Origin of the sequence: Streptomyces sp. Tue6028 (assembly GCF_002300165.1) — a bacterium.
Classification (GTDB): Bacteria; Actinomycetota; Actinomycetes; order Streptomycetales; family Streptomycetaceae; genus Streptomyces; species Streptomyces siamensis.
Genome location: NZ_MLCE01000016.1, coordinates 58691 through 75118 on the forward strand (window position 1 = coordinate 58691; position 16428 = coordinate 75118).

11 protein-coding genes are annotated in these 16428 nt (G+C 70.7%); 4 read left to right on the forward strand and 7 right to left on the reverse strand.

All coding sequences use genetic code 11. The features are described 5' to 3' along the window. Positions 1–17: 17 nt before the first annotated feature. Positions 18–665 carry a TetR/AcrR family transcriptional regulator gene (locus BKI49_RS14740; protein WP_095934726.1) on the reverse strand — a complete coding sequence of 216 codons (648 nt, stop codon included), beginning with the start codon at positions 663–665 and terminating at the stop codon, positions 18–20. A gap of 161 nt (positions 666–826) precedes the next feature. Between BKI49_RS14740 and BKI49_RS14745 the strand changes: the two genes are divergently transcribed. Together BKI49_RS14745 and BKI49_RS14750 are read left to right on the forward strand one after the other, a co-directional pair. Next, complete coding sequence (locus tag BKI49_RS14745) at positions 827–1747, forward strand: ABC transporter permease (protein ID WP_095934727.1); 921 nt, start codon at positions 827–829, stop codon at positions 1745–1747. Positions 1748–1757: 10 nt separating this feature from the next. Next, positions 1758–2570: an ABC transporter ATP-binding protein gene (locus tag BKI49_RS14750; protein ID WP_257004794.1), complete on the forward strand. Its 813-nt coding sequence runs from the start codon at positions 1758–1760 to the stop codon at positions 2568–2570. A 58-nt stretch (positions 2571–2628) separates the two neighbouring features. Here BKI49_RS14750 and BKI49_RS14755 read toward each other — a convergent pair whose 3' ends face one another. The 4 genes from BKI49_RS14755 to BKI49_RS14770 all read right to left on the reverse strand — a co-directional run bounded on the left by BKI49_RS14755 (position 2629) and on the right by BKI49_RS14770 (position 12409). Then, the gene (locus BKI49_RS14755) at positions 2629–3831 is read right to left on the reverse strand and encodes a glycosyltransferase (RefSeq protein WP_095934728.1); all 1203 of its coding nucleotides are present in this window, start codon (positions 3829–3831) and stop codon (positions 2629–2631) included. After that, positions 3828–6719, reverse strand: a complete 2892-nt coding sequence (locus tag BKI49_RS14760) for a bifunctional glycosyltransferase/CDP-glycerol:glycerophosphate glycerophosphotransferase (protein ID WP_095934729.1) — start codon at positions 6717–6719, stop codon at positions 3828–3830. Before BKI49_RS14760 ends, BKI49_RS14755 begins: the two co-directional genes overlap by 4 nt. Before the next feature lie 37 nt (positions 6720–6756). Then, entirely contained in the window at positions 6757–7242 is a 486-nt protein-coding gene (locus BKI49_RS14765; RefSeq protein WP_257004791.1) for a GtrA family protein, read from the reverse strand. Positions 7243–7468: 226 nt separating this feature from the next. Next, positions 7469–12409: an NAD-glutamate dehydrogenase gene (locus BKI49_RS14770; protein ID WP_095934731.1), complete on the reverse strand. Its 4941-nt coding sequence runs from the start codon at positions 12407–12409 to the stop codon at positions 7469–7471. A 675-nt stretch (positions 12410–13084) separates the two neighbouring features. Between BKI49_RS14770 and BKI49_RS14775 the strand changes: the two genes are divergently transcribed. After that, on the forward strand, positions 13085–13651 hold the full coding sequence (locus tag BKI49_RS14775) for a DJ-1/PfpI family protein (protein ID WP_095934732.1): 567 nt from the start codon (positions 13085–13087) through the stop codon (positions 13649–13651). A 368-nt stretch (positions 13652–14019) separates the two neighbouring features. On the opposite strand, the gene BKI49_RS14780 is transcribed toward BKI49_RS14775, so the two are convergent. Next, positions 14020–14685 carry an HAD family hydrolase gene (locus BKI49_RS14780; RefSeq protein WP_095934733.1) on the reverse strand — a complete coding sequence of 222 codons (666 nt, stop codon included), beginning with the start codon at positions 14683–14685 and terminating at the stop codon, positions 14020–14022. A 70-nt stretch (positions 14686–14755) separates the two neighbouring features. Beyond that, complete coding sequence (locus BKI49_RS14785) at positions 14756–15271, reverse strand: DUF6912 family protein (protein WP_095934734.1); 516 nt, start codon at positions 15269–15271, stop codon at positions 14756–14758. 334 nt (positions 15272–15605) lie between these two features. Between BKI49_RS14785 and BKI49_RS14790 the strand changes: the two genes are divergently transcribed. Continuing rightward, positions 15606–16385: an Rv3235 family protein gene (locus BKI49_RS14790; protein ID WP_095934735.1), complete on the forward strand. Its 780-nt coding sequence runs from the start codon at positions 15606–15608 to the stop codon at positions 16383–16385. Positions 16386–16428: the final 43 nt, after the last annotated feature.

Sequence of the window (16428 nt, forward strand, 5' to 3'; positions counted from 1 at the left end):
GTCCGGCTACGGCGTGATCACAGCGCCTTGAGCGCCGCGGCCGTGGCGCGGGCCAGGCCGGCCAGGTACCCCTTGGGCAGCTTGGGCCCGCGGACCACCACCGCCCGCCAGTACAGCGGGCCGGACATCAGGTCGAGCGCGAGTTCCTGGTCGACGTCGGCGCGTACCTCGCCCCGCTCGGCCGCCGCCGCGACGATCCCGCTGGCGACGCTCTGCTGCCCCTCGCGCAGCGCCTTCTGCATGGCGTCCGCTATGTCCGGGTTCCGCGCGGCCTCCGCCTGGAGGTCGGGGATGATCTGGCCGGCCACGGGATGGCGCAGGGCGCGCGAGGTGACCTCGTACAGCAGCCGCAGATCGCCCTCCAGCGAGCCCGTGTCGGGTGCGGGCAGCCCCTGGACGGCGACGGCCGAGACCAGGTCCAGGACCAGATGGAGCTTGGAGCGCCAGCGCCGGTACACGGCGGTCTTGCCGACGCCCGCGCGGCGCGCGATGCCCTCGATCGACATCCGGGCGTACCCGACGGCGGCGAGCTCCTCGAAGACGGCGGCGCGGATGGCTTCCGTCACGTCCTCTCGGAGGACGGCCGCGCCGGCCGGGGCCCGGCGGCGCGGGGCCTTGGCGGAGGCACTCGCGGTGGCATCGGCGTTCGTCATGCCGACCAGCATAGGCCGTTACGACGAAACGGTTGCGTTCCGACGTCGCGAAGCCCTACGCTCGCGTTGCGACGATACGGTCCCGTCCCGACGTAAGAAGATGGCAAGAACGACGTAAGACACGTCGCGGCGGACCCCTCCCGCACCCCACCCCCCGAGCGAAAGCAGCGGATGTGAGCCAGGTCCTCGACACGCCGCCCCCGACAGCGACACCGGGCCATCCCTCCGACGACGCCGCGGCGCTCGCCGCCCGGTACGGACTCACCGTCAGCGGCGCCCGCCCGACCCTGCCCGAGTACATCCGCCAGCTGTGGGCGCGGCGCCACTTCATCACCGCCTTCGCCACCGCCAAGCTGACCGCCCAGTACAGCCAGGCGAAGCTCGGCCAGGTGTGGCAGGTGATGACCCCGCTGCTGAACGCGGCGGTCTACTACTTCATCTTCGGCGTACTGCTCGGCACCAAGCACGGCGTACCGGACTACATCCCCTTCCTCGTCACCGGCGTTTTCATCTGGACCTTCACGCAGAGCTCGATCATGGCGGGCACCCGGGCGATCTCCGGCAGCCTCGGCCTGGTCCGCGCCCTGCACTTCCCCCGGGCGGCGCTGCCCGTCTCGTACGCCCTCCAGCAGCTCCAGCAGCTGCTCTTCTCGATGGCCGCGCTGGTCGTCATCCTGCTCTGCTTCGGCGTCCCGCTGAGCTTCTCCTGGCTGCTCGCGGTGCCCGTCCTGGTCCTGCAGTTCACGTTCAATGCGGGCATCGCGATGATCATGGCGCGGATGGGCGCCAAGACGCCCGACATCGCGCAGCTCATGCCGTTCCTGCTGCGCACCTGGATGTACGTCTCCGGAGTCATGTGGAGCATCGACAAGGTGCTCAGCCACAGCGACCTGCCGCACTGGGCGATGGTCCTCCTGGAGAGCAACCCGGCGGCCGTCTACATCGACCTGATGCGCTTCGCCCTGATCGACAGCTTCCACGCGCACCAACTGCCGCACCACGTATGGGCGCTGGCCATCGGCTGGGCACTCGTCGCGGGCGCCGGCGGCTTCATCTACTTCTGGAAGGCTGAGGAGACGTACGGCCGTGGCTGACACCATCACCCTGACCGAGGACATCCGTCCCCAGGACCCGGCCGCCGCGGACGGGGCCCGCGTACCCACCGTCATCGCCGACCGCGTCGACATCGTCTACCGCGTCAACGGCACCGGCGCGGGCCGCGGGAGCGCGACCGCCGCGCTCAACCGCATCCTGCGCCGCGAACACGCCGAGAAGGCGGCGGGCGTCCGCAAGGTGCACGCCGTCAAGAGCGTCTCCTTCACCGCGTACAAAGGCGAGGCCATCGGCCTGATCGGCACCAACGGCTCCGGCAAGTCGACGCTCCTGAAGGCCGTCGCCGGCCTGCTGCCGGTGGAGAACGGCAGGATCTACACCGACGGCCAGCCCTCGCTGCTCGGCGTCAACGCGGCCCTGATGAACGACCTCACCGGCGAGCGCAACGTCCATCTCGGCGGTCTCGCGATGGGCATGTCCAAGGAACAGGTCCGCGAGCGCTACCAGGAGATCGTCGACTTCTCCGGCATCAACGAGAAGGGCGACTTCATCACGCTCCCCATGCGCACGTACTCCTCCGGAATGGCCGCCCGGCTCCGCTTCTCCATCGCGGCCGCCAAGGACCACGACGTCCTGATGATCGACGAGGCCCTGGCGACCGGCGACCGTTCCTTCCAGAAGCGCTCCGAGGCCCGCATCCGCGAGCTGCGCAAGCACGCGGGCACCGTCTTCCTGGTCAGCCACAACAACAAGTCGATCCGGGACACCTGCGACCGGGTGCTCTGGCTGGAGCGCGGCGAACTGCGCATGGACGGGCCGACGGAGGACGTCCTCAAGGAATACGAGAAGTTCACGGGCAAGTAGGGCGGGCGGCGCCCGCGCGGCCCTGAGCACCCGCGCGGGCCCGCCCCACCCCGGCGGCTCACCTCTCCAGGAAGGCGAACAGGTCCTCCCAGCGGCGCACGATCTCCTCCGCCGCGTAGCGCTGGATGTTCACCCGGGCCGCCTCGCCCATCGCGTCCCGCATGCCCTTGTCGGACATCAGCGTGTCCATCCGGCGCGCGAGTTCGCCGGTGTTGCCGAGAGTGGCGAGCAGACCGTCCTCGCCGTCGCGGATGATCTCGTGCACCCCCGGCGCGCAGTCGAACGCGGCGCACGGCACCCCCGCCGCCATGGCCTCCATGACCGCCAGCGGGAAGCCCTCGCCACGCGAGGGCAGCACGAAGACGGAGCTGTCGCGCAGCGCGCCCGGCACATCGCTCGTCGGGCCCATCCAGTCGACGCTGCCGTCGAGACCCAGCGTGGTGCACCGCTCCTGCAGGATCTCCTCGTCCTCCCCGGTGCCGTAGATCCGCAGCCGCCACCCGGGGTGGTTCGGCGCGACCTCGGCCCAGGCGTCGAGCAGCATGTCGATGCCCTTCTGGTCGTGCAGCCGGCCGATGCTGACGACGGCCTTCTCGGTGCGCGGGGAGGGCGTCTCGGGCATGAACGGGATCGGGTTCGGCATGAAGGAGGCGTTGTTCATGCCCTGCCGGATCCACAGATCGGCGTCCTCCCGGGTGAGCGCCAGCATCCGGTCGACGTTCCGGTAGTGCCGCTGCACCCGCCCGAAGCGGGAGGTCTTCCGGCAGTACGCGAACGACTCGTGGCTCATGCCGACGACGAGGAGACCGGTCGTGTCGGCGAGCGCCACCCATTCCATGGCCCACACCTGGGTCACGATCACGACGGCGCCGGGACGCGCGGCCCGGAAGAGCGCGGTCAGCTTGGCCGCCTGCTCCCGCATGCCCTCCGCGCGCGCGGTGCGCCGTCTGCGCTCGGCGACGTTGAGCCGCCCCTTCAGCCCGCGCATGGGTCCGATCTGGGGCGGATGGACGTCGTACAGCGTGGTGGTGGGGTACGCCGTCTCGCCCAGCTCCTGCGGGACTTCGGAGTCGGTGATGCCGACGACGTGCACGCGGTGGCCGCGCCCGGTGAACAGACGGGCCATCTGGTGCGTCCAGCTGGTCACCCCGCCCAGCTCGTCGACGCTGTTGGAGACGATGAAGACGTCCCGCGGACGGCCGCTCGTGCCGGTCGCGACGCTCCCCGCCGGCCGCTCGGTCAGCCACGCCTGGTCGGTCATGCACGCCTCCACTGGGCGAAGAACTGGTCGACCACGCTGCGGGCCGAGGTCCCCTTGTCGTACTCCCCGAACTCGGCGGTGAACTGCTCGCGCGCGGCCGCGTACTTGACCGTCTGCTCCTCCAGCGAGCCGAGGACGGCGTGCAGTTCGTCCTCGGTGCGCACCACCGGACCGGGCGCGCGCTCCATCAGGTCGAAGTAGGTGCCGCGGCCCTCGTTCACGTACTCGTCGTAGTCGTAGGCGAAGAAGAACATCGGCCGGTCCAGCAGGGCGTAGTCGAACATCACGGACGAGTAGTCGGTGATCAGCCCGTCGGCGAGGGCCAGCAGCGGGGTCATGTCGTGGTGCGCGGTCACGTCGACGACCCGGCCGCGCACGGAGGGCGGCAGCACGACGTGGTTGAGGTAGTGGGAGCGCACGAGGAGGACGTAGCGGTCGCCGAAGGTGTCGGCGAAGCACTCCACGTCGAAGGGCAGCTCGAACCGCCGCGGTGCGCCGCCGTGCTGCCGGAAGGTCGGGGCGTACAGCAGGACCTGCCGGTCGTCGGGAATGCCCAGCTCGGCGGCGAGCGGGCCGCGGACGCGCCGTCCCGACGACTCCTCCAGTTCCCTGGTCCGCACCAGTTCGTCGTTGCGCGGGTAGCCCACTCGCAGCAGGGTCCGCTCCTGGAGCCGGAACGCCCGCGCGAGCGTGCGCACATCGTGCTCGGAGCGGATCAGGAACCGGTCGAAGCGGTCGAGGACCCGCTGCTGGACCTCCTGCTGCGCACGGGACTTGAGTTTCCAGCCCGGTTCGTCGAAGCCCATCCGTTTGAGCGCCGAGCCGTGCCAGGTCTGGATGTACGTCGTCTCCGGACGTTTGGTGAGCTTCAGCGGATAGCTCTGGTTGTCGACCCAGAACTCGGCCTGGGCGAGTGCCTTGAGGTACGGCAGGGACCAGCGGCGTACGAGCGTGGCGTCGGCGGGGAATCCCTCGGGACTGCCCGCGTACGACCAGACGGCCTCGAACCGGAGGTCCTGGCGGCGCATCTCCTCGTAGACGGCCTTGGGGCTGTCGCTGTACTGCCGGCCCAAGTGGCTCTCGAAGACGACGAGGCCCTTGCGGACCGGCAGCCTGCTGAACACCTCGTGGTACAGCCGGATCTTGGTGTCGCCGGAGGTGAGCCGTTTGCGCAGGGACTTGGCCCTGCGGTAGCGGGACTTGGCGAGTCGGGCGACCTTGCCGTGCACCTGTCTCTGGAGGAGTTCGTTGGCCTTCTTGTCCGGGACCAGCCGGAAGGCGAGATGGCCGCGCGAGGAGATCACCGGCTCGATGCGGTCGGCCACCAGCCGGGTGAGGCGGGGCCGTACCGGCACCCGGCCGGCGAACGGGCCGGGGCCCGCGGCCGTGAGCCGGGTCGAGGTGCGTGCGCCGTCGACGTCCAGGCGCAGACGCACGTCCCACACCGCGTCGACGAGGCCCAGCGGCCGCAGGGCCGTCAGGTCCGGCGCGGCCTCCCAGAGGACGGACTCGCCCTCGTGCCGCACGCTCGCCACGGGGAAGCGGAAGGTCTGGAAGCGCACACCGGCGCGGCGGGCGTAGAACTCCAGCTGCGCGGTGAGCCGCGCCCCGGGCGGGACGACACCGAGTGGGTTGACGATGCGCCCGGCGAGGCGCACGGTGCCGCCCGCCCCCCGGGGCCCCTCGTAGTGGGTGAGCGCGTTGCGCAGGAACATCCTCTCGACCGGCCTGGTGTGATAGCCGAATTCGGTGACGTCCAGGACGTGCCGGCCGAACGGGTCGCCCAGATGCTCGGCGCACCAGTACACCCGCCCGTCGCGCTCCACGAGCGAGGAGGAGATCTTGTCGCGGTTGGTGAGCGTGTCCACGGCGGGCAGCAGGTTGTCCCAGTCGCCCATCTGGAGGAGATAGGCGCAGATGGCGTGGATGGGCTCGGCCTCGTCGAAGGCGGCCCGGTCGATCGACTCCAGGTACTCACGCGCGATGCCGGCGAACTCCCGCCGGTACGGCGCGTCGCGGGAGGGCAGCTCCCGCAGGTGCAGCACCAGGTCGTGCTTGAGGAACTTCACGTCCTTGGCGAACTTCAGCTCCGGCATGCCGCGTTCCGCGAGGAGCCGGTCCACCCGGCGGTGGATCTCCATGCGGTGTGCGAAGTTGGCGATCTCGTCGCGCCGGTTGCTGATGGACCGCGCCGCCGTCTCGGCCGGCTTCTCCACGACCCGCCATTCGTAGACCCGGTTGGGGATGAGCGTGATGCGGCGGGCGGCGGCATAGGCCTGGGCGGAGAAGAGCAGGTCCTCGTAGTGGATGCCGACCGGGAACTCCAGCCGTTCGTCGAGCAGGAACCGCCTGCGGTAGCACTTGTTCGTCGACAGGGTGTCGAAGACCATCAGGTCGGGCAGCTCGGTGATCGACTCCAGGGTGCGGGTGCGCTCGTACAGCCAGGGATACCACTTGACCTGCTTGCGCGTGCGCGAGTCGACGTGCACCCGCACGCACAGGCCGGAGACGAGGTCGGCGCCGGTGGTCTCGGCGGCCTCCAGCATGTTGCGGCAGGCGTTGCGTTCCAGCACGTCGTCGCTGTCGAGGAAGAGGACGTAGTCGCCACGGGCCTCGGCGATGCCGCGATTGCGGGGGGCGCCGCAGCCGCCGCTGTTCTCGGGCAGGCGGAACACGCGGACGCGGTCGGGGTACTGGGCGGCGAGCAGCCGCGCCGTCTCGTACGAGCCGTCCGTGCTGCGGTCGTCGACGATGACGACCTCGACGCCGTGCAGCGTCTGGTCCAGGACTGAGCGCACGGCCGTGGGCAGTCGGTCGGCGTCGTTGTAGACGATGACGACCACGGAGACGGCGGGGCCGGCCGGCGCGCGACATTGATCCACATTCATCCTATTAATCGTAGACACAATGTCCCGCTGTGCGGCGTTATCGACCGTGCTTCGCGTGTTGGAAGACCCAGGTCCGGTACACCACGAAGCGGAAGGCCGACGCCAGCACGATCGACAACGCCTTGGCGACGTTGGAGGCGAGCGGACCGCTCATCCCGAAACTGCGGTAGCCCAGGTAGAACAGGGTGCTCTCCATGGCGACACCGAGACCGCTGAACGCGAAGAAGAGGACGATCTGCCGCGTGGTGCGCGAGGCGCGGTCCCGGTAGGCGAAGAACCGGAATCCGAGGTAATTGGTGCCCATGGCGACACAACTGGCGATCACCGTGGCGACCATCGGGGACCACACCAGGCCGTGCAGCAGCAGATTGAAGAAGATCATGTTGACCGCGACACCACTGCCGCCGACCACCGAGAACCGGGCCACTTCGAGGGCCAGCCGGCGGGTGCGCACGAACGGCCTGGAGCGGGGAGCGGGCACGGTCGCGACCGGGGCCCGCCGCTCGGTGAGATGCACTGTCACGGGTCCGAGTCCTCCAGCCAGCCGTCGACGATCGAGCCAAACCTAACCCAAATGTCGTATTTAGCATGAATGGGTAAATTCAGGGCCCGATTCCCTTCGGAGGTCGGAAAGAAAAGCCCGAATAGTCCGCACCGGAAAACACGAACGGGGGCGCCCCGGACCTCGTACGAGATCCGGGGCGCCCCCTCGGTGTGTCGCCGTGTCGCCCTACGGCCTGAAGGACGGCCTACGAATGCGTCCGCATCAGCGTGCGCATCGTCCGCATCGCCACCGACAGGTTCGCCAGGTCGAACGCGTCCGAACCCTGGATCTCCTCCAGCGTCGTGCGCGCCCGGCCGAGGATCGCCGCGTTCTTCTCCTCCCAGGCCTTGAAGCGCTGCTCGGGAGTCGCGGAGTCGCTGCCCGCGGCCAGGACGTCCGCCGTCAGGGCCGCGTGCGCCGCGTACAGGTCCTCACGGATCGACGCACGGGCCATGGACTGCCAGCGGTCCGCGCGCGGCAGCTCGATGATGCGGTCCATGAGCTGGGTGATGCCGAGACGGTCGGCGAGGTCGTAGTAGACCTCGGCTACGGCCATCGGCTCCTTGCCCATCCGGTCGGCCACCGCGACGATGTCCAGCGTCGGGAAGGCGGAGGAGAACCCGGCCACCCGGGTGGCCAGTTCGTCCGGGACACCCGCGCCCGTCAGCTCGTCGTAGATCTGCTGGTACCACTCGAGGTCGGCACCGCGCAGCAGCTTCGGCAGCTCGGACCAGACCTGCTCGACGCCCTCACTGAAGAAGCCGATCGTCTCGGCGAGCTGGAGCGGCTGCGGCCGGTTGTTGAGCAGCCAGCGCGTGCCGCGCTCCACCAGACGGCGCGAGTGCAGCCGGATACGGGTCTGGATGTCGGCGGCGACGATGTTGTCGAGCGCCTCCACCGCGTCCCACACCTTGCTCGACTCGAAGATCGCGCGGGCCGCGGTCTGCGCCCGGACGATCTCCTCCAGCGACGCGCCGGTCTCCTCGCGCAGCCGGTGCAGGAAGCTCGTACCGCCCGTGTTGACCGTGTCGTTGACCAGGACGGTCGTGACGATCTCGCGGCGCAGCGCGTGCCCGTCGATCTGCTCGCGGAGCTTCTCGCGCAGCGCGCTCGGGAAGTACGCCAGCAGCAGCCTCTCCAGGTGCGGATCGTCCGGCAGCGACGTGGCGAGCAGCTCCTCGGCGACCGTGATCTTCGTGTACGCGAGGAGGACGGCCGTCTCCGGGCCGGTCAGGCCCAGCCCGGCGACCATCCGCTCCCGGATCTGCCGATCGCTGGGCAGGAACTCCAGCGCCCGGTCGAGGTGGCCCTCGCGCACCAGGTGGCGGATGAACCGCTGCTGGGCGTGGACCATGCTCGGCGACTGGGCCAGCGCGTTGGCGATCGCCACGTTCTGCGCGTAGTTGTTGCGCAGGACCAGCGCGCCGACCTCGTCGGTCATCTCGGCGAGCAGCTTGTTGCGCTGCTTGACCGTCAGATCGCCGTTGGCCACCACCGCGTTGAGCAGGATCTTGATGTTCACCTCGTGGTCGGAGGTGTCCACGCCCGCGCTGTTGTCGATGGCGTCGGTGTTGATCTTGCCGCCCTGCTGGGCGAACTCGATCCGGCCGAGCTGGGTCAGACCCAGGTTGCCGCCCTCGCCGACGACCTTGACGCGCAGGTCGGCGCCGTCCACGCGGATGGCGTCGTTGGCCTTGTCGCCCACGTCGGCGTGCGACTCCGCGGACGACTTCACGTACGTGCCGATGCCGCCGTTCCACAGCAGGTCGACCGGCGCCTGGAGGATCGCCTTCATCAGGTCGGCCGGGGTCATCTTGGCGACGCCCGACTCGATGCCGAGGGCCTCACGGATGTGCGCGTTGACCGGGATGGCCTTGGCGGTGCGCGGGAAGACGCCACCGCCGGCGGAGATCAGCTCGGTGTCGTAGTCGGCCCACGAGGAGCGCGGCAGCTCGAACAGGCGGCGGCGCTCGGCGTACGACGTCTCCGCGTCCGGGGTCGGGTCGATGAAGATGTGCCGGTGGTCGAACGCGGCGACCAGACGGATGTGCTCGGAGAGCAGCATGCCGTTGCCGAACACGTCACCGGACATGTCGCCGACGCCGACGACCGTGAAGTCCTGCGTCTGGGTGTTCACGCCCAGCTCCCGGAAGTGCCGCTTGACGGACTCCCAGGCGCCGCGGGCGGTGATGCCCATGCCCTTGTGGTCGTAGCCGGCCGAGCCGCCGGAGGCGAAGGCGTCGCCGAGCCAGAAGTTGTAGCTCTCGGCGACCTCGTTGGCGATGTCCGAGAACGTCGCGGTGCCCTTGTCGGCGGCGACGACGAGGTAGGTGTCCTCCCCGTCGTGACGCACCACGTCGACCGGCGGCACGACCTCCCCGCCGACCAGGTTGTCGGTGATGTCGAGCAGCGCGGAGATGAAGGTGCGGTAGCTGCGGATGCCCTCGGCCAGCCAGGCGTCGCGGTCCACCGACGGGTCCGGCAGCTGCTTGGCGACGAAGCCGCCCTTGGCGCCGACCGGCACGATGACGGTGTTCTTCACCATCTGCGCCTTGACCAGGCCGAGGATCTCCGTGCGGAAGTCCTCACGGCGGTCGGACCAGCGCAGACCGCCTCGCGCGACCTTGCCGAAGCGCAGGTGCACGCCTTCGACGCGCGGTGAGTACACCCAGATCTCGTACGCCGGCCGCGGCGCCGGGAGGTCCGGGATGGCGGTCGGGTCGAACTTCATCGAGACGTACTCGTGCGGCTTGCCGCCGAGCGCCTCCTGGAAGAAGTTCGTCCGCAGGGTCGCCTTGATGAGGTGCAGGAAGGACCGCAGGATCCGGTCCTCGTCGAGCGAGGCGACCTGGTCGAGCGCGGCGTCCAGCTCCTCCAGCAGGGCGTCGGTCAGTTCGACGCCGGCACGCTGGCGGTCCGGCGACATCCGTGCCTCGAACAGCGAGACCAGCAGCCGGGTGGTGTGGACGTTGTTGCGGAGGGTGTCCTCCATGTAGTCCTGGCTGAAGGTGGATCCGGCCTGGCGCAGGTACTTCGCGTACGCGCGCAGCACCATCGCCTGCCGCCAGTTCAGCCCGGCGCTGAGCACGAGGGCGTTGAAGCCGTCGTTCTCGGCCTCGCCGGTCCAGGTGGCGGAGAAGGCCTCCTGGAACCGCTCGCGGCCGTCGTCGCCGAGGGCGTCGCCGTTGCCGTTCGCGGACTTGGGCAGACGCAGCCCGAAGTCGTAGATCCAGGCCGTCGTACGGTCCGAGCAGCGCAGCTCGTACGGACGCTCGTCGGTGACCTCGACGCCCATGCGGTTGAGGGCCGGGAGGACCGCGGAGAGCGAGACCTGCTCACCGGTGCGGTAGATCTTGAAACGGCGCTCGCCGGGCGCGGCGCCCACCGGCTCGTACAGGCTGAGCGCGAAGTCCTTGCTCGCGTCCTGCGTGAGCGCCTGGAGGTGGACCAGGTCGGCGACCGCGGCGCGCGGGGTGTGGTCGGCCTTGTAGCCCTCGGGGAACGCGTTGCCGTAGCGGCGCAGCAGTTCGGCGGCGCGCTCCTCACCGCACTCGGCGGTCAGGGCCTCCGCGAAGCCGTCGGCCCAGGAGCGGGCGGCCTCGACGAGCCGCGCCTCGATGCGGTCCTTGTCGTTGTCGGACAGCTGCGGCAGCTCGGTGCCCGGCTCGACCCGGACCACGAAGTGCAGCCGGGACAGGATCGACTCGGTGTTCCAGGCCGTGAAGTCGACGCTGGTGCCGTGCAGCTCTTCCTTCAGGATGTCGATGATCCGCAGGCGCACACCGGTGGTGTAGCGGTCGCGGGGCAGGTAGACGAGGGCCGAGTAGTAGCGGCCGTACTCGTCCTGGCGCAGGTAGAGCCGCAGCCGGCGCCGCTCCTGGAGGTACAGGACGGACGTGACGATCGAGCGGAGCTCGTCCACGGGCGTCTGGAACAGCTCGTCGCGCGGGTACGTCTCCAGGATCTGGAGCAGGTCGCGGCCGTCGTGGCTGTTGGGCGAGAAGCCCGCGCCCCTGAGGACCTCCTCGACCTTGCGGCGGATGACGGGCACCCGGCGCACGGACTCGGTGTAGGCGGCGGACGAGAACAGGCCCAGGAAGCGCCGCTCCCCGACCACGTTCCCCTGCTCGTCGAACTTCTTGACGCCGACGTAGTCCAGGTACGACGGACGGTGCACGGTCGCCCGGCTGTTCGCCTTGGTCAGGACCAGCAGCTTGTGCTCCCGGGCCTTGGCGCGCGCGTCGGCGGGCAGCCGCTCGAAGGACGGGCTGACCGGGTGGCTGTCCTCACCGGCGTGGTGCGGGTCGGAGCGCAGGATGCCGAGGCCGGTGCCCGGCACGGCGGCCAGCGAGTCGTCCTCGCGCAGCTCGTACTCCCGGTACCCCAGGAAGGTGAAGTGGTCGTCCGAGAGCCAGCGCAGCAGCTCACGAGCCTCCTCGACCTCCTGGTCGCGCAGGTCGCCCGCGGTCGGCTCGGCGGGCAGCTCCTCCGCGATGCGCAGCGCGGAGTCGCGCATCTTCTCCCAGTCCTCGACGGCCTCGCGGACGTCGGACAGGACGCGCAGCAGGTCGGAAGTGATCTGCTTCAGGTCGGCACGGTCGGTCTCACGGTCGATCTCGACGTGGATCCACGACTCGACGTGCGCGTCGTGCGGCAGCTCCTCGGCGGCCGGACGGGCGGGCAGCACCTCGATGAGCTTGCCGGTCAGATCGCGCCGCACCACGAACTGCGGGTGGATGACGACGTGGATGCCGCGCCCCTGACGGGACAGCTCGTTGGTGACCGAGTCGACGAGGAAGGGCATGTCGTCGGTGACGACCTCGACGACGGAGTGGCTGCAGGTCCAGCCGTTCTCCTCGACGGTCGGCGTGTGGACCCGCACGTTGGCCGTGCCCTGGGGGCGGTTCTCGGCCAGCCGGTAGTGCGAGAAGGCGGCTCCGAAGACATCGACCGGGTCACGGTCGGCGAGGTCCTCCGGGGCTGTGTGCAGGTAGTAGCGCTGGAGGAACGCGAGCACGGTGTCCCGGTCGGGGGTGCCCTCGCCCGTCGTCCCAGTCGGTAGGTGCCCCCCGACCGGGCTGTTCTCAGCTACCCGGGCGGCCCGTTCGAGCAGCTCGGCCTTGGCTTCGTCCAGCTTGGTCTGCATTGTCCTCTGGCTCCTGTCGCGCGCCGTTGCGTGACGTTGATGGAAGTACGGTCTCGGTGCTTCCGGCGTGACGCCGTGACGCGGGGTGTCCGGTCTGGTCCGACGCTATGCCGCAAGATGAGATGGGCGGGGGGTTATCGGTCATTCTCGACACCGCCGGGGGCTGTGACACCGCTCTCGTCGGCGTCCGTTCCCGGGGCGTCCTCGACGTACGGAGGGCACGCGGCCCGCTCACTGTCGTCCTGTCCCGCCCGCGAAGATCAGCGATTGCCGCCCGGTCACGGATGTCGTCCGTGGTCTCCGGGCGCGGGGCAGGGGCGACGATGCCCCCGCGAGATATCGCGCTGATCACGCCACAAGGCTATCGCCCCCTACCCCGCACCCGTCATGAGCCGTATGTGTACAAAACCGGGGGTGGAACTTTGACAGTATGCACAGGGACGAAAGGGGCGAGGGCATGCAGTGAGGGCGGAGAGGGGGTGACCGGCCGGGCTCCGGGACGCCTCCGCGCGGCTGGAAACGCACCCCCGGCGCGCGGCCGGAAACGCGCCGGTGCCCCCTTGGCACGGTCCCCCTTCGGCTCCACGCTGTCAGGACGGCCGCCGGGGACGGCAGCACAATGGACGTGGGACATGGGTGACGCACGACTCGGACACGGCGAGGGGAGCGGCCGACATGACTACGAAGATCCTGATCGTCACGGGCGACGCGGCGGAGTCGCTGGAGGTCCTGTACCCCTACCAGCGCCTGCGCGAGGAGGGCTACGAGGTCGACATCGCCGCCCCCGCCCGCAAGCAGCTCCGGTTCGTGGTCCACGACTTCGAACCCGGCTTCGACACGTACACGGAGAAGCCCGGCTACACCTGGCCCGCCGACCTCGCCTTCGCCGAGGTCGAGCCCAGTCGGTACGCCGCTCTCGTCATCCCCGGCGGGAGGGCACCGGAGTACCTCCGCAACGACCCGGAACTCCGCAAGATCCTCAAGTCCTTCTTCGACACCGACAAGCCGGTGGCCCAGATCTGCCACGGGCCCCTGCTGACGGCTGCCGTGGACGGCCTGCGCGGGCGGCGGGTCACGGCGTATCCCGCGCTGGAGCTCGACATGCAGGCCGCCGGGGCGACCTTCCAGGACGCGGAGGCCGTGGTCGACGGCACCCTGGTCTCCTCCCGCGCCTGGCCGGACCACTCCAGCTGGATGAGGGAGTTCCTGAAGGTGCTGCGCGCGAAGGCACCGGCGAGCTGAGCGACGGTCGACGGGGCGGAGCCCTGCGGGCCCCGACCGATCGGGCAGGGTCGTGGAGCGGGCCGCGGCGGTGCCCGCGGTCGTGGGGCACCGGCAGGAGGGTGCCGACCGGCCCCGGCCGGGATCGCGGTCGGTGACGCCGGGAGCGGCCGTGGGCCGCGTCCTGCGGGCCGTACCGGGGTGAGACCGGCCAGGGGCACCGACGGCTGTCGGCCCGTCCGTGAGGGCGTGGGCAGGGCGCCTGCGAGGGCGCAGGGCCGACGGTGCCGCCGTCACCGACGATCGCGCCGTGGATGCCGAACGCCCCTGGACTGCCCCTCCGGGCTCCGTGGCTCCGTGGCTCCGGCGAGGCCCGCTCCCCGCCCCGGTCAGGCCGCCAGCCGCTGCGCTTCCTCGACGGCCTCGGCCAGGCTGTCCACCACGGGCACGCCGACCTCCTCCAGGCTGGCGCGACTGTGCGAGCCGCCGGTGTAGAGCACGGCCCCCGCGCCCACGCTCCGGGCGGCGAGCGCGTCGTCGGCCGCGTCGCCGATCACCACGACGCGGGACGGCTCCACACCCGAGAGCGCACCCACGTGCCGCACCATGTGCTCGGCCTTGCTGCCTCCGGACGGTCCGGTCCGCCCGTCGACCCGTATGAAGTGCGATTCGATCCCGAATCCCCGGACCAGCGGGACCAGTTCGTCGTGCACGTACATGCTGAGGATCGACTGGCTGCGCCCCGCCGACCGCCACCCCGCGAGCAGCTCGGTCGCGCCCTCGGTGAGCCCGCACGCGACGCGGTGCTCCGCGTAGTACCGGTGGAAGGTCTCGTCCATGATCTGCCACTCGGCGTCCGTGGGCAGCCGGCCCATCAGCCGTTCGTAGAACTTCGGCACCGGTACGCAGTACAGCGCTCGGTACCGCTCCAGCGTGATCGGCTCCAGCCCCAGCTCGGCGAAGGCCGCGTTCGTCGCGCCGATGATCGCCTCATTGTCGTGGAACAGCGTGCCGTTCCAGTCCCAGACGATGTGCGCAGCTCCGTGCATCCCCATACCAAGAACGTACCTGCCGCCACTGACATCGCGCCCCCGACTTACGCGAGGGCCGTACCGCGGGCGGGCGTCAGTCGCCCTGCCCCACCAGGTTGGGGATCTCCTGCGTGGCGAACCACAGCAGCTCGTGGTCCTCGGCTCCGTCCACGACGAACTGGGCGTCGTCGTCCCCCATGTCCGCCGCGCCGAGCGCCTGGGCCGCCGCGGCGACGTCCGCCTCCGCGTCGTCCGCGTCGACGTGCACGGCCGCCGCCTTGGCCAGCGTCACGGCCTGGGAGACCCGCACCTCGCCGAGCGCCGCGGGATCGAGCCCCCGGTCGGGGTCGGCGACGGCGGCCCGGTCCGGCACGTCCACCGCGACGACGACCCGCCGCCGTACGGCACCCGGGTCGACGGCGAGCAGCCGCAGCGAGGCCAGCGCGGCACGGCTCAGCGCCGCGTACTCCAGCTCCTCGATGTCCTCGGACAGGTACCACTCGCGCAGCGCGGGCGTCACGGCGTACGCGACGAACGGTCCCGCCGCCAGCTCCCCCGTCTTGTACGCCTCGGCGAGACCGGAGAGGGTCAGGGGGACGTAGACGCGCATGGCTGCCACTTTCGTCGTCGGACTGCGAGGAGGGCGGTCCTCCGGAGAGGGAGGTGGACGCCTCCCGGGAGGGCCTTCAGGATACGTGCGGGCGTCCCCTTTCGAGTCCCCGGAGGCACCCTCCACGACGTCCACCCCGGGCCCAGGATTCACCCGGCACTCCCCCGTGCCGACAGGGCCGACGTCCACCGGACACCCCTGATAGGTGAACCTCCCGGGCCGCCGCGACACGCGCACCGCTTCGTTGCGAAGGCCTTCCCCTGCCCCGTACAAGATCCCCAAGACGCAAGTTACCGCTCGGTATCGACCGGGCCCCAGCGACCGGGGACGACGCATGAACAAGGTGATGACCAGGACGAAGCGCCACCCGGGTACCCGCCCGCCGGGGCGCCAGGACACCCGCGGCCCGGGTGGCACGCCGCCCCGGGCGCCGGGCGCGCGCAGGACACCGGGCGGCAGCCCGCCACCACCACCGCCGGGCACGGGCGGCGCCCTCCCGGCCCCGCCGGGCACGGGAAGCCCCCGTCCGACAGCGCCAAGCGCGTCTCCTCGTACCTCGGCGCCGGGCACGTCCTCTCGCACATCGGAGACGGGCACGTCCCCACGTACGTCGGAGACGGGCACGTACGCCCGTTCCGCCCCGGCGGTCCACCCAGGGCCGCGTACGGCGCCCGCTCGCGGCCGTACGGCGACGGCGACGGCCGAGGGCGCCGCGGTGAGGGCACCGGGCTGCGACGCGCCCCTCGGCACGCCCGTCCGCGGCCCTGGACGGACCGCCCCGCAGCCCCGGCCCACCGACCTCTTCGCGGAGCGCCTCGTGGCCGTGCTGAGCGGCCGGCGCCCCGTGCACTGCATGCTGCGCCACACCGTGGGCCGCGCCTACGACGAGTTGGCCTGGCTCGCCGAACGCGGCCCCCTGCGTACCCGCGGCACCCAGCCCGTCGTCCGGGACATCGGCTACTACGTGCCGCGTCGCGGCGCCATCGAGGCGTTCGCCCGGATCGGCGCCGGTGACCAGCTTCGCGCCATGGCCTTCCGCCTGGAACAGGGCCCCGACCTCCGCTGGCGCTGCACGGCGGTCGAACTGGGCGGCCCCCGCATGCCCCACGACTGAGCCGCCGCACACCCGGGCGCCGCGAAGGTCCGCCTGGCACGGC

Coding starts and splice junctions, on each gene's coding strand:
- BKI49_RS14740 (WP_095934726.1), bottom strand. CDS start 665: ATGCTGGTCGGCATGACGAACGCCGATGCCACCGCGAGTGCCTCCGCC.
- BKI49_RS14755 (WP_095934728.1), bottom strand. CDS start 3,831: ATGACCGACCAGGCGTGGCTGACCGAGCGGCCGGCGGGGAGCGTCGCG.
- BKI49_RS14760 (WP_095934729.1), bottom strand. CDS start 6,719: ATGAATGTGGATCAATGTCGCGCGCCGGCCGGCCCCGCCGTCTCCGTG.
- BKI49_RS14770 (WP_095934731.1), bottom strand. CDS start 12,409: ATGCAGACCAAGCTGGACGAAGCCAAGGCCGAGCTGCTCGAACGGGCC.
- BKI49_RS14775 (WP_095934732.1), top strand. CDS start 13,085: ATGACTACGAAGATCCTGATCGTCACGGGCGACGCGGCGGAGTCGCTG.
- BKI49_RS14780 (WP_095934733.1), bottom strand. CDS start 14,685: ATGGGGATGCACGGAGCTGCGCACATCGTCTGGGACTGGAACGGCACG.
- BKI49_RS14785 (WP_095934734.1), bottom strand. CDS start 15,271: ATGCGCGTCTACGTCCCCCTGACCCTCTCCGGTCTCGCCGAGGCGTAC.
- BKI49_RS14790 (WP_095934735.1), top strand. CDS start 15,606: ATGAACAAGGTGATGACCAGGACGAAGCGCCACCCGGGTACCCGCCCG.